An 18,279-nucleotide genomic window follows, 5' to 3' on the forward strand; every position below is an offset into this window, starting at 1 on the left:
TCTTCATCGACGCGCTCCGAACGGAAGAGCTTGCGGAACGTCTGGCGCGTCAGCAGCATGCCCCGGAGACGTAGGGATCGAATTGGAGCGTCGGCTTTTTAGGCATCGCTAGGATTTCAGGCGGCCAGTTGATCAGGAGCAGCGAACCGCGCCTGGGACCGGTGTTGCTGATCTCGAAGACCACGGAGCCCGAAGGGAGGGCCGAAACAGCTGGCGTGAACCGTTGCCCGTCATAGGCGATGCGAACGATCATCTGAGTCTTCGGAACCTGCTCGGCAGAGGGAGCGAGCATGACCGGAAGCATGAAGCCCGCCTGCGTCTGGACGTTGACGCCGGAGAGGGCGCCCGGCTCGATCTCGGCCTGCAGCGTCGTCGTCAGGCCGGATGGCAGATAAGTCATTCCGCGGAGGAGGCCGCGCAGGAAATCGACAAATCGGGTTTGTCCGCCAGGCAGACGCCCGCTGTTGGCGAACTTGAGCTTCCAGTGCAGATCTTCAATCGAAAGATTATCGATGTCATACAAAGCGAGGGGTCGGACTTGCGGCGACACGGAGAAGGAAACCTCGATGAAGTCGTCCAGCTCCGTCTCGCCCTCGATATCGCACAGCCCGCAGACAAAATGGCTCCGGAGCGCACGGAGCCCCCAAAACTCTCCAGCACCAGGCCCGAGTGGGGGCAGAGAATGTCCCAATGCATGTCGACCAGCCCGACACGAGCGGCGTGGAGAAATAGATCGATCGACTCCGGCTCAGCCACGCTGCGGTCGCGGGCGAACGCCAGCGGATTGGCACGGTACAGGCTGACCTCGTCACCGCTACGGATCAGCGTTTCGAACTTGGAGATGACGCGCGGGCTCCAACTGCGGGCCTGCTCGATCTGGGTCATCTTGCTTTCGAGAAGCCGTTCGTCAATCAATGTCATTGATCGGCTCCTGGCGATGCAATCTGCGCTGGGCCGTCTTGAGCAACCGCTGCCCACGGGACATTGTATGGCAAGACTTTTGATCCTTCCATGTCGCTTATGGGTCAAACGCGTCGGTTTAGCCCGTTTAAGTTAGGTCAGGTCCACCCCTGACAGCCGACATATCCTCGGCCGTACGATGCGGCAGCGATGGGTCAGAAGCGGTCATCGATCACCCCGTCCGCACAGCGCAGGAAGGTTATTCGGGCAGCCCCGCTTTCCGAAGGCCCTCGATCAACAGCTTTGAGCTTTTGGGGGCCCGGGCGATATGCGCCGATATTGTAAAGGCAGGATCGATCTCAAGCACACGCGCCGCCGCGGCGTGCGCCTCAGCGTCGCGTCCGAGGTGGGCGAAGGCAGACGCAAGTCCACGGCAAGCTGGCACAAAGGAAGGATTCTGACGAAGGGCTTTCTTCAAGACAATGATCGCCTCGTCAAACCGGCCAAGGCCCATAAGAGCATTCCCAATGCCCAGAAACGTCATGTGTAGCAGCGGGTCTACGGGGCTCATGCGAATTGCACGTTCAAAGCTTTGGATGGCCTCTTCGGGCAGTCCCCCCATTGTATAGACCCAGCCTCTATTGTTCCAAGTGCGCCAGGAATTCGGGTTGAGCGCGACCGCCCGGTCAGCCATTTCGATTTCAGCTTCACTATCGCCGACCAGGCCTGCTGAGATTACGGCAACCCTTGACAACGTGTCGGGGTCATCATCATCGATGCTCAACGCCAAACGTGCAAGCCGCATTGCTTCCTTGGCGTCGAACTCGGGATCGTTGGCATAGCCTAAAGCGAAGTTGCTCGCGTGACAGTCAGCTGCCAGAGCCGCTGCAGAGCTGAACCTCGGCTCTAGCTCCAAAGCCCGATGAGCCAACTTAATCGCCTCGGCCAAACTTTCGCGGGTCGTCAGGTAATACTGTTGCATGGATCGGAGAAAAAAATCATAGGCAGTGAGGTTCTCTGGTCGCCGCCGCGTAGCCGCTTCAATCTCTGCTTGAAGCATCTTTGGCTGAACAGCCGAGACAACGGCGAGTGCAACTTCGTCTTGGAGAGCGAAAATGTCCGTCAGATCACGCTCGAATCTGTCCGCCCATAGATGCGCGCATGTCACCGCATCAATCAATTGCCCTGTGATTCGAACCTTCCCCGATGCCTTGCGCACGGCCCCCTCAAGCACGTAGCGCACGCCGAGCCTGCGTCGGACCTCCTGGATATCGACAGCTTTGCCTTTGAAGGTGAAACTTGAGTGACGTGCGATAACGAACAGAGACTTAAAGCGCGACAGCGCGGTGATGATTTCTTCCACCATGCCGTCGGCGAAATATTCCTGCTCGGGATCGCCGCTCAGGTTCTCAAACGGCAGCACAGCGATAGACGGTTTGTCGGGGAGCGCAAGGTCGGCTTTCTGAAGTTCTAACTGATTATCGGCAACTGCTGCGCCTGCCGGTTCCTTCACTTCCCGGACTGCTCCGACGAAACGGAAGCCCTTGCGCGGTAGTGTTTTTATGAAGCGCTGTTCCTCGCCGGAATCGCCGATTGCAGTCCGGGCGGCATTCAGGCGGGTTGTCAGCGCCGCGTCGGATACGCTGCGCCCATTCCAAATGACTTTGATGATGTCGTCCTTGCTGACAACTCGCTCCCTGTTGCGGATCAGGTAACCAAGCAGATCGAACACCTGTGGTGCGACAGGGACGAGCTCCCCCTCGCGATGCAGCTCGCGCCGATCGGTGTGGAAGACGTACTCCTCAAACAGATAGCGCAACTTCCTTCCCCGTTGCCAGTCTCGGAGCGACGCTGCGCCCCTGCGCCAGTCGGAATGAAGAGAATAAGCCGCCGATAAGGAAAATGTAAGCCGCTCGTAAAGCCTACCGAACCGCGCTTTGGCAGTCTAGACGGCGAGAAACGTAGCGGAGGCGACGATGAGTGCGACCTACGAATCCAGGAGAATGCGACGGGCCGCTGCATTTGCACAACGGAGTGCCACTCTACTTGTCTGCGGTGCGCTTGTCATCGCCTGCGCCAACGCTGCTGAAGCCCAATGCTCTGCGCAGGATGTCCTGCGCAATCACTTGGCGCTCAAGGGGGCTCCGCCAGCCCGCGACACCCGGACGTCATTCAGCTCCGCCGCCGAGGTTCCTTTCTGGAAGAGGATTACTGTCGGGACCTTTAGGGATTTGGCCGCTCTTCGGGGCGCGATGAGTGCACTGGGCTGCGGTGTTGGGAGCTCGGCTGACGAGATTATCGGAAGACCGGCCTTTACCCTCAGCGGGAAGAAAGCCGAGGTCGAGCTTGTTGCCGTGTCGCCAGCCGAACTTGGCTTTGAGGGCAAAACGGCAGCGCTGCGGGACGTCTATGCGCGCGCACAATTGCTGGGCCTTCTGCTTGCGCCCGCCGAAATCGCAGCGCAGCTAAGACTTCAGTATCTGGACCAGCCGATCGGCGAATTCCTTATCCTGGCGATGGAGCCGATCAGGACATGGGCTGGTGAACCGGTCATCCTAACAGTGGCGAATGGTGGAGCGGGCCTCATTCTGATCGGGCAGGACGGCCAAGACGGTTTGGACCTGCCGGTGAGGTCGCGTTTTGTATTCGTTCGCCCTGATACACCCGGCCCTCCACAGGCAGCGGCATTTGCTCCATAGCCAGAAGTAAAAGCGATTTTGTCGGACTTCCATTTTCCGCATATCGCAGGGTGAGGAAGCAGATCGGCGCATAGTGCGCTTGCAGCCTCGTAGAGAGGAACGAATGTCCGCGAGAATACATGCAGCGCTGATGCTTGGCCTGATTGCGTTGGCGACACCGGTGCTCGCCCGTGATGACGGGCGCTACGCCAAGTCGCCGCTGAAGCCATGGTTCGAGAGCTTGCACAGCGAGTTTGGGCAGTGCTGTACGGATGCCGATGGATACATCGTCTTCGACGCCGATTGGGAATCCGACCGTGGCCATTACCGCGTCCGCATCGAAGGTGAGTGGGTCGTGGTTCCTGAGGGCGCCGTCCTAAAGCAACCGAACCGCGCCGGTCCGACTATGGTATGGAAGCACTACATCGATGGCCATCCGCGCGTTCGCTGCTTTCTGCCCGGCAGCATGATCTGAGAACGTACGCCGGAATTCCATGCAGGGAGTCCGGGTCGCGGCGTTCTGAATGACCGTGCTTGAGTCAGTGAACTCGTGGCTTTGCAATTCAGAGGAATTGCAATGAGATCAGCACTTCCCGAACAGCCGCATGCAATCAGGGGGGGAGACCCATGATGCGGCAAGCTATCGTTATTTTTTCGAGAGGTTTCGGCTGGTAAAATCTAGCGAGCTTGGGAACGAGCGTAGAGAGGAGCAGAGCCGGCCTCGCTTCTATTAGGCGTGCACCGATCACTCGGGCTTCCTCGACCCTGCCAGACATTGCGTGGCAAGCCGCTAGAATAAACTGTGCGTTGAGATAGTTGGGCCGGTGCAGCACAGCCAACTTGGCCCATGATGAACCGTCTTCGTATCGATCTGTCAAAAAATGAGCAAACGCTATTCCGGTCTGCATCAGAAAAAGAAACGGATCCATAGGGCTTAAACGCACGCCGGCATGGAACTGTTTGAGCCCCTCCTCAGCATTGCCGCGCCGTATGTGTTCCCAGCCGATACTATATCGTGCAACAGCCAAATTTGAATTGAGCTCATGCGCCTGGAAAACAAGGGTCGTGCCCTCGTCGAGCTCATACAGTACGCCGGCAATAGCCTGCCCGACCCTCACAAGGACAGTTGGATCTTCCTTATCGAGCTCAATTGCGCGCCTCGCCAGCCGTCGGGTCTCATCGCGTTCCTGATCCGCATCGACCGTCCAGCCGAAGACCTTTCGTTGCAGGCAGCAATAAGCGCCCAGCGCGTATGCTGCGGCCAACCCGGGATCGATCTCGACGGCAAGCCGAGTCAGTCTGAGGGCTTCAATGTTTTGTTCGCGAGTGAATTGATAGAAGCTTGAGAGTGCACGAAGATAGTAATCGTAGGCCTGAAGATTTTCGGTTGGCTTGCGTTTTGCGCGCTCTATCTCGGCCCGCTCCAATTGAGGAACGAGTACGCCAATCACGCTACCCGTCACTTGGTCCTGCAGATCGAAGATATCACTGAGTTGGCTGTCGAAGCGGTCCGCCCAGAGGTGGGCACCCGTCGTGGCCTCGATCAACTTTCCGGAAATGCGAACCCGGTCGCCCGATCTGCGCACGCTGCCTTCGAGCACGTACCGAACGCCTAGCTCGCGCCCGACCTGCCTAATGTCGATAGGCTTGCTCTTATAGCTAAAAGTAGATTGTCGCGCGATGACGAACAGCGACCGTGAAAGGCCGGTGATGATGTCCTCGACCATGCCATCGGCGAAATACTCCTGTTCTGGATCCGAGCTCAGGTTGGTGAATGGGAGAACGGCGAGCGACGGCTTGTCGGGAAGTGTGAGGGCAGGTTTGGCGGTCTCCCTTTGGAATTCGTTTACTGCCACCGTGGGGGCTCTGTCAGCTTCCTGCACCGTACCGATAAAGCGATAGCCCTTCCTCGGCAGCGTCTTGATCAGACGCTGGCGCTCTCCGGAATCGCCAATCGCGGATCGAGCTGCATTTAGCCGGGTCGTCAGCGCGGCATCGGACACGAACCGTCCCTTCCAAATGGCGGTGATGAGCTCGTCCTGCCAACTACGCGCTCGCGGTTGCGAATGAGATAGTCGAGCAGGTCAAAGGTCTGTGGCGCCAGGGCAACGACGTTTGTGTCGCGGTATAGCTCGCGGCGGCCGGAATCTAGTTCAAGATCTTCGAAGAGATAGCGCAAGATGCGAAATCCCTCTAGGCGGTCGCCGGTTAAAAGCGGCAACAATTCGCAGGTAAAGAATAAGCTGCCCATAAGGAAAATGTAAGCAGCACGTCAAGCGTGTTGGGCCAAATCTTGGCAGCTTATCTGGGTGGAAACAAGGCACCCGAGGATGCTGCAAATGAGCACGATTTACCAGACAACGGGCTTGGTCCAGACGACCGTAGCGCAGCGAGGCAACGTGGGTGCGTTCATGAATTGTTGGACCGCCTTTAAGGAATGGCGAAAATGGGAGCGGCTGCGACGCGATCTTTGCAACCTGAGTGATCGGGAGCTGATGGATATGGGCATTACGTATTCCGAGATCGATTACGTGACCTCAAACCGAACTACGAACCCGCGAGGTATACCATCGGCCGAATGATGTCGACCGACGGCAGCGATGGACAGTCCCTCGGAAAAAGGCCGACGCGAGCCGCGTCGCGGCCCAGACACCGACTTCCGGTATGGGTCGATTCTGTTGAAAAAGGCGGCGGTTGCGACGCAGAGGGATCAATGATTCAGTCAGTCTAATTGGCAGGACTGAAGATCATGATGGGACATCGGCAAGTCGAGCAGGCCGCGTTGTTCTATGAGTTCTCGCTGGAAAGGCATATCCCGGCCGACCACTTGCTCCGGTCGATCGATAGATTTGTCGACCTTGAAGAGGTCAGACAGGACCTGGCGCCTTTCTACAGTAGTATCGGTCGACCTTCGATCGATCCCGAGCTGATGATCCGGATGCTGCTGATCGGTTACTGCTTCGGCATTCGATCGGAGCGGCGCCTGTGCGATGAGGTCCACCTTAACTTGGCCTACCGATGGTTCTGCCGGCTTGGTCTAGATGGCGCAGTACCTGATCACTCGACGTTCTCCAAGAACAGGCATGGGCGCTTCCGACAGAGCGACCTCTTCCGGTGCGTGTTCGAGAGCGTTTTGCGTCGCTGTATCGAGGAGCGGCTGGTCGGTGGTGAAGGATTCGCCGTCGATGCGAGCCTGATCAAGGCCGATGCCAATCGGCAGAAGGGGATCGAAGGCGACAAGGGACTTCCACCGGAGGCTGCCGGCCGAGCGATCGACGAGTATGTGGCTGTCCTCGATGATGCCGCGTTCGGAGCAGCCACCGAAGTGACCCCGAAGTTCGTGTCGCCCTCCGACCCAGCGGCGCGCTGGACGGGAGCGCACGGCGGCCAAGCCTTCTTTGCCTACTCGACGAACTACCTGATCGACATCGAGAACGCGATCATCGTCGATGTTGAGGCGACGACGGCAATCCGGCAGGCGGATGTATTGGCTGCCAAGCGCATGATTGAGCGCTCGCTGGAGCGGTTTGATCTCTATCCGAGCCGGCTCCTCGGCGACAGCGGCTATGGCTCGGCCGAGATGCTCGCCTGGCTGGTCTATGAGCATGGCATCGAGCCGCACGTTACAGTCTTCGACAAGTCGGCTCGCACAGACGGGATCTTCTCGCGCGACGACTTCACCTATGACCACGCCGGGGACGTTTATCGTTGCCCCGGCGGCAAAGTTCTTACCACGACCGGAACGCTGGTGAATGATGGCGCCACCATGCTTTACCTTGCCAGCAAGCACGATTGTGATCGCTGCGCATTGAAGTCCCGATGCTGCCCCAAGCAGCCATCACGGAGGGTGCCACGCTCGATCTACGAGGGCGCTCGCGACATGGCGCGCCAGATCGCAAGATCATGGGAGGGCCGCACCTCGCGTCGGCTCCGCAAGAAGATCGAGATGCTGTTCGCGCACCTCAAGCGCATCCTCAAACTCGACCGTCTACGCTTACGAGGTCCAAACGGTGCGCGTGACGAGTTCATCCTGGCGGCCACCGCCCAGAACCTAAGAAAGATGGCCAAGCTGATCCCGATGTCCACCCCGAGGCTCGCATAGCGATCGGTAGAGCAGTTCGGCCACATCGCGACCGAGCCATTACAAGGAAATACTGCCCGCCTTTTTCAACGGAATCGGCCCATTGCAGAAGTTCAGAAGGCTGCAACTTCGGTCTGCTATTTGGCATAAAGCAGACCTCTTTCCACCGTCCGACCGATAAGCTTTCATACGCTTATCAGTCGCCCCTGCTGGAGGACGTTACGGACGACGGCCTTAACATGCCGATAATCTTGTTGCCTTGCAGGAATTGGCAAGCAAATCGCGTTTTCAAGTTCATCCAGCCAGAAACCCTCCGTCCACCGCCACAACAGTTCCGGTCGCATATTGCGACGCCGGCATGCAGAGGAATGCGACGGCCCCGGCAATGTCCTCCGGCTGACCCCAGCGCTTGAACGCGGTACGGTCGGCGATGCGCTGATAATGCGCAAGGTCGGTGCGGCCGGCGGCATTGATCGCTGTTTCGATATAGCCGGGTGCAACAGCGTTGACGCGAATGCCGTCTTCGGCCCACTTCAAAGCCAGTGCCTTGGTCAGCATCACCACACCGCCCTTGCTAGCGCAATAGGCCGGTATCCGCGGCAAGGCTAGGGTCGCGTTCATCGAGGCGATGTTGACGATCGAGCCTCTGAATTCCGACAGTAGCGGCTGGAATGCCATGCAGGTCCGGAACGTGCCGGCGAGGTTGACGTTGATCACCTTCATGAAGGTCTCGATCTCGAATTCCTTGTCCCGTGCCAGAATGCCGGCACAATTGACCAGGGCGTCGACGCGCTCCTGCTTCTTGGCAAACGCCGTGACAGCCGCATCATCCGTGACATCAAGCGTCGCCAGGGTCAGGCCGCCGCGCGGCTTGAGCAGCGTGCGGGCGAGGTCAGCCTCGTTGGCGCCGGTCGCCGTGACTGTCGCGCCGAGATCGCAGAACTGGCTGCTGATCGCCGCGCCAATGTCGCCGGCGCCGCCGATCACGACGGCATGGAATCCGGGGGCGAGAGAAAAATTCGAAGTCATCGGCAAGGCCTCACGTCAGGGATTTCGGCGGGGAGCCGTCGATTCGCGGACCACGAGCGAGAAGTCGATCTCGCGGTGCATGATGGTCTGCTCGCCGGCGAGGTTGCGCACCAGATATTCGCCGGCGCGCTGCCAGGTTTCTCCGGTCGGAACATGGATCGTGGTCAGGCTCGGCCGTAAATGCCGGCTCCAGTCGAGGTCGTCGAAACCGACCACTGACAGGTCGCGCGGCACGGAGAATCCGTCACGTTCCGCCTCGAGCAATACGCCATAGGCGATGACGTCGTTGCCGCACACCACGGCTGTCGGACGGTCTTTCAGGTTCAGGAGATAGCGGGCCGCCTCGCGTGCGTCGTCGAGCGTATAGGGCACCTCCACATGCCATTGCGGAGGTAGCTCAAGGCCGTTCTCGGCGAGCGCGCGGCGGAACCCGGCGACGCGCGCGCTGGCGCGGTCGTTGTTGCGCTGGAGCGCCGAGACGATGCCGACGCAGCGATGGCCGAGTTCGATGACGTGTGTGGCGGCGCGATGGGCTGCGGCCTCGTTGTCGGTGCCGACGCAAGGGTACGGCCGGTCGGGCTGGTAGATGCCGACGTTGATGAAGGGGACTTTGTTGTCGGCAAGCAACTTGCGCAACCCGTCGTGATGGCAATCGCCGCGTAGCACGAGGCCGTCGACGCCGCGGCTGATCAGATTGCGCGCCTGCTGCAACTCGACATCGAGATCGTAGCCGCTCGTGGTGAGGAACAGCATGTAGCCGACCGACGATAGATATTGCTGCAGCGAAGCGATGCCGCGCGCGAACATTGTATTGTCGATGGTCGGCACGATCGCTCCTAGGGTGCGCGAGCGCCGCGACGAGAGAATGCGCGCCGGCGCATGCGGGATGTAGCCGAGCGCATCGATGGCTTGTTCGATGCGCACACGCAGCGACGGGCTCACCGCATCCGGATTGTTGAGAGCGCGCGAGACCGAGGCAGTCGAAACGCCGGCGCGGGCCGCGACGGCGCGGATGCCCTGTTTCACGGATTTGGCGTTGGTCAGTCTCATGTAACGTTACATTATGCTGCGGCGCAACCCGAGCGCAAGCGGGAGTGTCGCAAATCTGCCGTAGATTGTGCAACTTGTCCATCGCTTGACACGGGGGATGCGAGGTCTATTTTGTAACCGTTTTCAGATAGTGATCAAACGTACTCAAAATGGTCCGCCAGCTTAAGGCGGCCAGCCGGGAGGAGAATTCGATGAAGGCCAGGATGCTCGCGACCCATGTCGCGTTGCCCGTTTTCGCGATTGCTGCCGTCAGCGCGCCGGCACACGCAGCCGATTTCGACTGGATGAAGTTCAAGGGCAAGACCGTCACCTTTCTCGCCAACAACAATCCGGTCGCGCAGGCACTGCTGACCTACAAGGCCGATTTCGAGAAGCTGACCGGCATGACCCTGAAGGTCGACGCCTATCAGGAACAGCAGATGCGCCAGCGTCTGGTCACGGTCATGAATGCGAACAGCGACGAGGTCGACGTGTTCATGACGCTGCCCTCGCGCGAGGGCGAGCAGTTCGCCGCCGCCGGCTGGTATGGCGATCTCACTACCATGGCCAAGAACGAGGTCGCCAAGGACTATGATCCGGCCGGGCTGAGCCAGGCATTGCTCAAGGCCGCGACCTTCGGCGGCAAGCTGACCAGCATGTCAATGAACATCGAGGGTCCGATCTTCTACTACCGCACCGACATCTTCAAGAAGTGCGGCCTCGAAGCGCCCAAGACCATCGAGGACGTCGAAGCCGCTGCCGAGAAGATCAAGACCTGCGACAGCGCGGTGACGCCGTTCGTCTCGCGCGGTCTCAAGCCCGCGGTGGCCTATACGTTCAGCAACATGCTGCACAATATCGGCGGCACGTACATCGCCAATGGCAAGTCGAATCTCTGCTCGGCCAAGGGCAAGGAAGCGCTCGACACCTATAGCCGGCTGCTGCGCGACTTCGGCCCGCCCGGCGTCGTCAATTACAGCTTTCAGCAGATTTCCGCGCTCTATCGCAGCGGCCGCGCGGCCATGGCGTTCGAATCGTCCAACGAGTTGCGCACGGTGATGGACGGCGGTGCGCGGCTGAAGGACACCGGCCTGCTACCGTTCCCGGCAGGCGAGGCCGGCCAGGTGCCGACCACGATCGGCTGGGGCATGGCGGTGTCATCGCATAGCAAGCAGCCCGAAGCGGCCTGGTATTTCGTGCAATGGGCGACCAGCCCCGAGGTGCAGAAGAAGATGGCGCTCCAGGGTATCGCCCCGCCGCGCCCGTCGGTCGCCAAGGATCCCGAATATCGCAAGTGGATCGACGAGGAGCCGGTCCGCAAGGAATGGCAGGCCGCGCTCGACGTGCTCGCCACCAAGGGGTCTTCCGAAGTCGGCTATCCTATCGTCGCCAATCCGGAATCGCGGGAATTCATCGGCCAGGCGGTGCAGGACCTGATCCTGAAGCAGAAGCCGATCGATCAGGCCTGCGCCGACGCCGACAAGGCGCTCGATGCGTTGATCGCCCAGAAGTAACGGCCCTCATGCCGGCAGGCTTGCGGTCTGCCGGCTCTTCCTTCCCAGGGACAAGGACGCATGTCCGATACGGCTGCGACACTCACGCAGGACCGGCAGAAGCTGGAGATGGCAGCGCTTTCGGCGCCGGCCGTGCTGTTCACGGTCGCGATGATCGCGTTTCCGGTCGTCTATACGATCTGGCTCGGCTTCCAGACGTTCACCTCGACCGGCAAGCAGTCTTTCGCGGGCCTCGCCAACTATTCCAAGCTCGTCTCCGACGTCGAGTTCTGGCACGGGCTGTGGATCACCATTGCGCTGTTCGTGCTGTCGCTCGTGTTGCAGCTCGTGTTCGGCGTCTGGCTCGCGCTGGTGCTGTTCCATGCCAAGCGTCTGCCGGGCATCGTTCGCTCACTGTTCATCTCGCCCTTCATGATGCCGCCTGTCGTGGCCGGCATGATGTGGCTGGTAATTCTCGATCCCTCGCTGGGCGCGGCCAACTACATCCTGCAGTCGTTCGGCCTGCCGCCGTCGGACTGGCTGGCCTCGCCGACATGGGTGATTCCGACCTTCGCGCTGATCGACAGCTGGCAGTGGACGCCCTACGTTGCATTGATCGTGCTGGGCGGCCTGCAGTCGCTGCCGCCGAGCGTCTACGAGGCCGCACAGATCGACGGTGCATCGGCGTTCAAGACCTTTCAACGCATCACATTGCCCTTGCTGCTGCCGACCATCGTCACCGCGGCGATCCTGCGCAGCGTCGATCTCCTGCGCTTCTTCGACATCATCTACATCACCACCCAAGGCGGCCCAGGCAACGCCTCGAACACGCTCAACATCTACGGCTTCCGGGTCGGCTTCGAATTCTTCAACATCGGCTATGCCAGCGCCCTGATGCTGACACTGACGGCGATCGTGTTCGGTGCCGTGCTCGCCTTCAACCGCCTGCGCGGCGCAGTCGCCTGGTGACGCCATGACTGATGCCGCCAACACCGATCGCTGGATCCGCTGGCTCAACACGCTGCAGCTCGTGCTCGCCGGCGTGCTCATCATGGCGCCGACGGTCTGGATGGTGCTGTCCTCGTTCAAGCCGTCCTTCGAGGTCACCGCCTATCCGCCGACGCTGATCTTCTCGCCGACGCTCGAGAATTACGTCGAGCTGACCAAGACGACGCCGTTCCTGAGCTACGCGCTCAACAGCCTCATCGTCACCGTCGGTTCGACCGCGCTCGGGTTGCTGTTTGGAATCCCCGCCGCGTTCGCCGTCTCCTGGACGCGGATCTCGTGGCCGGCGATCCTGACACTGGCGGCGCGCATGGCGCCCGGCACGCTGTTCCTGCTGCCCTGGTACGTTATGTTCCGGCAGATCGGCATGATCGGCTCCTACACCGCGCTGATTCTCAGCCATGCCGTGATCACGCTGCCGATTGTGATCTGGGTTCTGCTGCCGTCTTTCGACGGCATCCCGCGCAGCGTGTTCGAGGCCGCCCAGGTCGACGGCTGCAGCGTCACGCGCATCCTCTGGCGCATCGCGCTGCCGCTGGTGGCATCCGGCGTCGCTGTCTCGGCGATCCTCGCCTTCGTATTCTCGTGGAACTACTTCCTGTTTGCGCTGGTGCTCTCCAATGGCGACACCAAGACGCTGATCGCGGCGGCCTTCAACTTCATCGGCGAAGGCTCGACGCAATGGGGCGCACTCATGGCTGCAGCGACGCTGATCGCGTTGCCGCCGCTGGTGCTGGCCGCCCTGGTTCAGCGCTGGCTGGTGTCGGGGCTGACGCTCGGCGCGGTGAAAGGCTAGGTAATTGATGAACATATCATCCCGTCCGAATTCGGTCATGCAGGCCGCGGTCTTCCACGGCAGTGATCGCATCACCATCGAGCGCGTGGCGATGCCTGATGTCGGTGCCGGCGAAGTCCTGGTCCGTGTCTGCCGCACGGCGCTGTGCGGCTCCGACTTCAAGCTCTGGCACAAGGGCGCCGAGTTCACCGCCGGCCACGAGATCTTCGGCGTCGTCGAGCAGCCGGGCCATCGCCTGCATGGCCGTCGCTGCGCCGTCTATATCCCGCTGCATTGCGGTCACTGCGCCGCCTGCAAGCGCGGTGATACCCAGATGTGCCTCGAGGTCTCCAGCCTGATCGGCTGGAACAGGCCGGGCGGCTATGCCGAATATGTACCGGTGCCGGAGAACTGCCTGCTGCCGGTGCCCGATGACATCGAGGACAGCCTCGCCCCGCTGCTGCTCGACACGATCGGTACGTCAGGCCATGCCGTGCGCTTCGTCAGCCGGGTGGTGCCGGCGAGCGGGGCTGGACCTGTTCTCGTGACGGGCGCGGGGCCCGTCGGCCTCGGGGTCGTGCTGGCGCTCCGCGCGCTCGGCTACGACGATATCTACGTCGCCGATCCCAATGCGGCGCGTCTGAAGATCGCGCAATCCTTCGGCGCGAAGGCGCATCCCGTCGGTGACACCTCGAAGCGCTTCGCCCTCATCATGGAGTGCTCGGGCGCGCACGCAGCGCGCAACCTCGGCATCGAGCTCGTGCTGCCGCGCGGCGCGCTGGTGCTGGTCGGCGAGAACGCCGCGCCCTGGACCATCGAGGAAGGCAAGGTCTTCCGCCGCAAGGACTTCTATATGATCCGGACCTTCTACTTCCCGGTCTCGGATTTCGAGCCGAATGTCGAGCTGCTGCGTAGGTACAAGGACGAATACCGCGTCCTCGTTGACGGCGAGTTCGGCCTCTCGGCTCTGCCTGAAAATTTCGCCCGCTTCGCCAAGGGCGAGCTGATCAAGCCTGTGCTGGCGCTGGACTGAGCGATCATGGCCTCGATCTCGATCCGCAACCTCACCAAACGCTACGGCAATTTCACCGTGATCCCCGACCTCAACCTGGAGATCGCGGACCACGAATTCGTCGTGTTCGTCGGCCCGTCTGGCTGCGGCAAGTCAACCTTGCTGCGGATCATCGCCGGCCTCGAGCCGATCTCATCGGGCGACCTCTATATCGGCGACAAGCGCGTCAACGGCGTGCAGGCCGCGCACCGCGATATCGCCATGGTGTTCCAGGATTACGCGCTGTATCCGCACATGAGCGTCTACGACAACATGTCGTTTGCCCTGGAGTTGCGGGGAACGCCGAAGAGCGAGATCGACACGCGCGTGAAGCGCGCGGCCGCCCTGTTGCACATCGAGCCCTATCTCAATCGCAAGCCGAAGGAACTCTCCGGCGGGCAGCGCCAGCGCGTCGCCATGGGCCGCGCCATCGTGCGCAATCCCAAGGCCTTCCTGTTCGACGAGCCGCTCTCCAATCTCGACGCCAAGTTGCGCGGGCAGGTGCGCGCCGAGATCAAGGCGTTGTCGCAGGAGCTGAAAACCACTATGGTCTTCGTTACCCACGACCAGATCGAGGCCATGACCATGGCCGACCGCATCGTGGTGCTCCAGAGCGGCACGATCCAGCAATACGACACGCCCGAGACGGTCTATGAGCGGCCGGCCAATCAGTTCGTCGCCGGCTTCATCGGCTCGCCCGCGATGAACTTCTTCCCGGTCGAATGGCGCCAGGAGCGCGCAGTTCTCTCGGAAGGTGGAGCGTTGGTGCCGTTGGAAGGCGAGCCGGCGGCCCGGCTGAGCAAGTCCGGCAGCGCCGTGCTCGGCATCCGCCCTGAGCATTTCGCCGTCGCGGCCGATGGAGCCGATGGCATTGCCGTCACCATCAAGCTGGTCGAGCCGCTCGGGTCCGACACGCTGATCCATTTCGACCTCGCCGGCGGCTCGTCCATCGCGAGGGTCGATCCGGCGCTACGGCCGAAGGTCGGCGATCGCATCAATCTGCGGCCACAGCCAGGCAAGACGCATCTGTTCGACTCGGCCAGCGGAGAGGTCCTGCGGTGAGTGCGTCAGCGAAGATCGGAGATCTCGCGAACGTCGCATCCGGCGCGAAGCCCGTGCATGTGATCTGCCTCGGACTATCCGCGCTCGATCAGGTCTGGCGCGTTGATCGGCCGTTCGCAGGCGGTAGCGAGAAGATCAAGGCCGTCGCGTACGGCACACTCGGCGGCGGTATGGCCGCCAATGCGAGCGTGGCCGTGGCCAAGCTTGGCGCCTCCGTCGCGTTCTGGGGCCGGGCAGGGAACGATGCCGCCGGCCATGAGATGAAATCGGCCTTTACCGCTGAAGGCGTCGATGTCGAGAACTTCCGGCTGTTTCCCGATGGACGTTCCTCCGTCTCCGGGATCATCGTCGATAGCTCAGGCGAGCGGCAGATCGTCAATTTCCGCGGTCTATTCCCTGAAGCCGCAGACTGGCTTCCGCTCGACGCCGTCGCGCGCGCATCCGCCGTCCTGGCCGATCCGCGCTGGGTCGAGGGCGCCGCGACGCTGTTCCGCGAAGCGCGCTCGCGCGGAATCCCGACCGTGCTCGACGGCGACATGGCTGGCCCCGAGGTGTTCGAGCGGCTGCTGCCGCTGACCGATCACGCCATCTTCTCCGAGCCCGCGCTCACCGCCTTCGCCGGTTCGGCCAAGGACGAGTCTCTCGCAGCGCTTGCGCGCTTCGGCTGCCGCGTCATTGCGGTGACGCGCGGCGAGGGCGGCGTCAGCTGGTACCAGAACGACGAACTACAACGGCAGGCAGCCTTTAGCGTCGACGTCGTCGACACCACCGGCGCAGGGGACGTCTTCCACGGCGCCTATACGCTGGCGATCGGCGCCGGTCTCGACGTGCGCGCCGCCATGAATTTTTCGGCGGCAACGGCCGCCATGAAATGCCGCCATGCCGGCGGCCGCAATGGAATCCCCACCATCAACGAGTGTCTTGTATTCATGAGGACGAAACCATGAGAACGATTGGAAAGAACCGCGGCCTGGCACGGCTCGCTGACGCGGATGGCCACTTTCGCATGGTCGCGCTGGATCAGCGGCCGCCATTGTTCGATGCCATCGCCAAGGCAAAGGGCATCACGCGGGACCAGGTCGAATATTCCGATGTGACTGCGGCCAAGCGCCTGCTGGTCGAAAACCTCGCGCCACATTGCAGTTCGATGCTATTCGACCCGAATTTTGCGGTACCCGCCGCGATCGATCTGTTGCCGCCGCGCTGCGGCCTGATCATGACTCTCGAAGAGCACCGCGTCGAGGAGACCGCCGGCGGCCGCAAGTCGCGCGCCATCACCAACTGGAGCGTCGACAAGATCCGCGCCATGGGCGGCGACGCCGTCAAGGTGCTGGCGTGGTACCGGCCCGATGCGGATGCCGCGGTGAACGAGCACCAGAAGAAGTTCGTGCGCGAGATCGGCGAGGACTGCGCCCGTCACGACATTCCCTATGTGCTGGAACTGCTGGTCTATCCGTTCCTCGGCAGCGCCAATCACACTGCGGACTACGTGGAATCGCCCGGCAAGCTTCCGGCCCTCGTTATCGACAGCGTGCGCGAATTTGCCAAGCCCGAGTACAATGTCGATCTGCTCAAGCTGGAGAGCCCGCTGGCGGCCAACAGCCTGCCGGCCCGTGACGGCGGCGCAGAAGCCAAGGCCGCGCAAAAGGAGTTCGATGCGATCGGCGACATCTGCCGCGCACGCAATATTCCCTGGGTGCTGCTATCCGGCGGCGCTGCGCCCGAGAAGTTCGAGCGCGTGCTGGACTATTCCTATGCCGCTGGCGCAAGCGGCTTCCTCGCCGGTCGCACCATCTGGCTCGACGCCGTCCTCAAAAACTTCCCGGACCGCGCGGCGGTCGCGGCCAGCCTGCGCAAGGATGGTCTCAATGTGCTCGACCGGCTTAGCGAGCTGACCACGGCCAAGGGCTCCCAGTGGAAGGCGCGCTATCCTGGCTTCACCGACATCAAGCAGGAAGGTGACTTCGCGCGCGCCTACTGAGATGATAGTGGTGCTGCGTGCTCTCGCAGGATCTGCAACATGACTGACAGCTTCACCATCCGCTCGATGGAGGCGTTCTGCTATCGTTACCCGCTGGCAACGCCCGTCGTGACGTCGTTCGGGAAGATGCTGAATCGTCCCGCCTCTTCGTTCGTGTCGTCGACGAAGACGGCGTGGAGGGATGGGGTGAAGCCTGGTCCAACTTCCCGGCACCGGGCGCGGAGCATCGCGCTCGGCTGGTCAACGAGGTGCTTGCGCCCGGCCTCGTCGGTCGCAAGTTCGAAGATCCCGCTCGGGCCTTCGAGGCCATGAGTAAAGGTACCGAAGTCCTTGCACTTCAATGTGGCGAGCCCGGACCATTCGCGCAGGCAATCTCGGGCATTGATCTCGCACTGTGGGATCTTTTCGCGCGGCGTCGGAATCTGCCGCTGTGGCGATTGCTCGGCGGCCAGTCGAGCAAGATCAAGGTCTATGCCAGCGGCATCAATCCCGGCGGCGCCGCGCAGACGGCTGAAGCGGCGCTTAAGCGCGGCCATCGGTGCGTTGAAGCTGAAGGTCGGCTTTGGCGCCGAAACTGACATTGCGAACCTCTCGGCGCTGCGAACCATCGTCGGTGCCGGCATGCTCGCGACCGATGCCAATCAGGGCTGGTCGGTGGATCAGGCGCTGGAGATGCTGCCGCGGCTCTCCGAGTTCGATCTAAACTGGCTGGAGGAGCCGATCCGCGCCGACCGGCCGCGCGAGGAGTGGCGCAAGCTGCGCGCGAACGCAAATATGCCGATCGCCGCGGGCGAGAACATTTCCAGTGTCGAAGATTTCGCGGCGGCTCTCGGGGACGATGTGCTCGGCGTGATTCAGCCCGACATCGCAAAATGGGGCGGGCTTACCGTTTGTGTAGAACTCGCCCGCCAGATCCTGGGGGTAGGCAAGACGTTCTGTCCGCACTATCTCGGTGGAGGCATCGGCCTGCTTGCGTCTGCACATCTCCTTGCCGCTGTCGGCGGTGATGGCTGGCTGGAGGTCGATACCAATGATAATCCGTTGCGCGATTTGTTTTGCGGCCCGGCTGCCGATGTGAGGGAGGGCACGATTGAATTGAACCAAAATCTCTGGCTTGGAATAGTGCCTGATCTCTCCGCTATCGAGTGCTATCGCAGCATCCAGGCCAGAAGATGAGGCTCCAGAGTTTCCGGCG

Annotated in this window: 16 protein-coding genes and 2 pseudogenes; 12 read left to right on the forward strand and 6 right to left on the reverse strand. The window is 61.5% G+C overall.

Going from position 1 to position 18,279, the window contains the following annotated elements; all coding sequences use genetic code 11:
• Positions 1–49: 49 nt before the first annotated feature.
• The 3 genes and pseudogenes from RPS27_RS21720 to RPS27_RS21730 form a co-directional block, all read right to left on the reverse strand.
• Entirely contained in the window at positions 50–691 is a 642-nt protein-coding gene (locus RPS27_RS21720) for a DUF5939 domain-containing protein (RefSeq protein ID WP_313754329.1), read from the reverse strand.
• 14 nt (positions 692–705) lie between these two features.
• Positions 706–921: pseudogene (locus RPS27_RS21725) on the reverse strand (DUF5939 domain-containing protein); the annotation flags it as partial.
• A 238-nt stretch (positions 922–1,159) separates the two neighbouring features.
• Positions 1,160–2,719: a winged helix-turn-helix domain-containing tetratricopeptide repeat protein gene (locus tag RPS27_RS21730; RefSeq protein ID WP_313754330.1), complete on the reverse strand. Its 1,560-nt coding sequence runs from the start codon at positions 2,717–2,719 to the stop codon at positions 1,160–1,162.
• Between the two features lie 157 nt (positions 2,720–2,876).
• Between RPS27_RS21730 and RPS27_RS21735 the strand changes: the two genes are divergently transcribed.
• Both RPS27_RS21735 and RPS27_RS21740 read left to right on the forward strand, forming a co-directional pair.
• Positions 2,877–3,599 (forward strand): hypothetical protein, encoded by a 723-nt coding sequence (locus tag RPS27_RS21735; protein ID WP_313754331.1) that lies wholly within the window; start codon positions 2,877–2,879, stop codon positions 3,597–3,599.
• 130 nt (positions 3,600–3,729) lie between these two features.
• Complete coding sequence (locus tag RPS27_RS21740) at positions 3,730–4,053, forward strand: hypothetical protein (protein ID WP_246776337.1); 324 nt, start codon at positions 3,730–3,732, stop codon at positions 4,051–4,053.
• 136 nt (positions 4,054–4,189) lie between these two features.
• Here the strand turns inward: RPS27_RS21740 and RPS27_RS21745 are convergent, their stop codons facing one another.
• Complete coding sequence (locus RPS27_RS21745) at positions 4,190–5,581, reverse strand: adenylate cyclase 3 (RefSeq protein ID WP_313754332.1); 1,392 nt, start codon at positions 5,579–5,581, stop codon at positions 4,190–4,192.
• A 408-nt stretch (positions 5,582–5,989) separates the two neighbouring features.
• Between RPS27_RS21745 and RPS27_RS21750 the strand changes: the two genes are divergently transcribed.
• On the forward strand, positions 5,990–6,160 hold the full coding sequence (locus RPS27_RS21750) for a DUF1127 domain-containing protein (RefSeq protein ID WP_246776518.1): 171 nt from the start codon (positions 5,990–5,992) through the stop codon (positions 6,158–6,160).
• A gap of 167 nt (positions 6,161–6,327) precedes the next feature.
• The gene (locus RPS27_RS21755; protein WP_313754564.1) at positions 6,328–7,680 is read left to right on the forward strand and encodes an IS1182 family transposase; all 1,353 of its coding nucleotides are present in this window, start codon (positions 6,328–6,330) and stop codon (positions 7,678–7,680) included.
• A 273-nt stretch (positions 7,681–7,953) separates the two neighbouring features.
• Here the strand turns inward: RPS27_RS21755 and RPS27_RS21760 are convergent, their stop codons facing one another.
• On the reverse strand, positions 7,954–8,688 hold the full coding sequence (locus tag RPS27_RS21760; RefSeq protein ID WP_313754333.1) for an SDR family oxidoreductase: 735 nt from the start codon (positions 8,686–8,688) through the stop codon (positions 7,954–7,956).
• 15 nt (positions 8,689–8,703) lie between these two features.
• On the reverse strand, positions 8,704–9,738 hold the full coding sequence (locus tag RPS27_RS21765; protein ID WP_313754334.1) for a LacI family DNA-binding transcriptional regulator: 1,035 nt from the start codon (positions 9,736–9,738) through the stop codon (positions 8,704–8,706).
• A gap of 191 nt (positions 9,739–9,929) precedes the next feature.
• Between RPS27_RS21765 and RPS27_RS21770 the strand changes: the two genes are divergently transcribed.
• From RPS27_RS21770 to RPS27_RS21805, 8 genes and pseudogenes are all read left to right on the forward strand, one after another.
• On the forward strand, positions 9,930–11,231 hold the full coding sequence (locus RPS27_RS21770; RefSeq protein WP_313754335.1) for a sugar ABC transporter substrate-binding protein: 1,302 nt from the start codon (positions 9,930–9,932) through the stop codon (positions 11,229–11,231).
• Positions 11,232–11,291: 60 nt separating this feature from the next.
• Positions 11,292–12,179 (forward strand): sugar ABC transporter permease, encoded by an 888-nt coding sequence (locus RPS27_RS21775; protein ID WP_313754336.1) that lies wholly within the window; start codon positions 11,292–11,294, stop codon positions 12,177–12,179.
• A 4-nt stretch (positions 12,180–12,183) separates the two neighbouring features.
• On the forward strand, positions 12,184–13,011 hold the full coding sequence (locus RPS27_RS21780) for a carbohydrate ABC transporter permease (protein ID WP_313754337.1): 828 nt from the start codon (positions 12,184–12,186) through the stop codon (positions 13,009–13,011).
• A gap of 7 nt (positions 13,012–13,018) precedes the next feature.
• Complete coding sequence (locus RPS27_RS21785; protein WP_313754338.1) at positions 13,019–14,023, forward strand: zinc-binding dehydrogenase; 1,005 nt, start codon at positions 13,019–13,021, stop codon at positions 14,021–14,023.
• A 6-nt stretch (positions 14,024–14,029) separates the two neighbouring features.
• On the forward strand, positions 14,030–15,103 hold the full coding sequence (locus tag RPS27_RS21790) for a sn-glycerol-3-phosphate ABC transporter ATP-binding protein UgpC (protein ID WP_313754339.1): 1,074 nt from the start codon (positions 14,030–14,032) through the stop codon (positions 15,101–15,103).
• Complete coding sequence (locus tag RPS27_RS21795; protein ID WP_313754340.1) at positions 15,100–16,050, forward strand: sugar kinase; 951 nt, start codon at positions 15,100–15,102, stop codon at positions 16,048–16,050. Before RPS27_RS21790 ends, RPS27_RS21795 begins: the two co-directional genes overlap by 4 nt.
• The gene (locus RPS27_RS21800) at positions 16,047–17,084 is read left to right on the forward strand and encodes a tagatose 1,6-diphosphate aldolase (protein WP_313754341.1); all 1,038 of its coding nucleotides are present in this window, start codon (positions 16,047–16,049) and stop codon (positions 17,082–17,084) included. Before RPS27_RS21795 ends, RPS27_RS21800 begins: the two co-directional genes overlap by 4 nt.
• A 39-nt stretch (positions 17,085–17,123) precedes the next feature.
• Positions 17,124–18,260: pseudogene (locus RPS27_RS21805) on the forward strand (mandelate racemase/muconate lactonizing enzyme family protein).
• Positions 18,261–18,279 lie beyond the last annotated feature (19 nt).

It is taken from the genome of Bradyrhizobium sp. WYCCWR 12699 (assembly GCF_032144035.1).
In the GTDB taxonomy this organism is placed as follows: Bacteria; Pseudomonadota; Alphaproteobacteria; order Rhizobiales; family Xanthobacteraceae; genus Bradyrhizobium.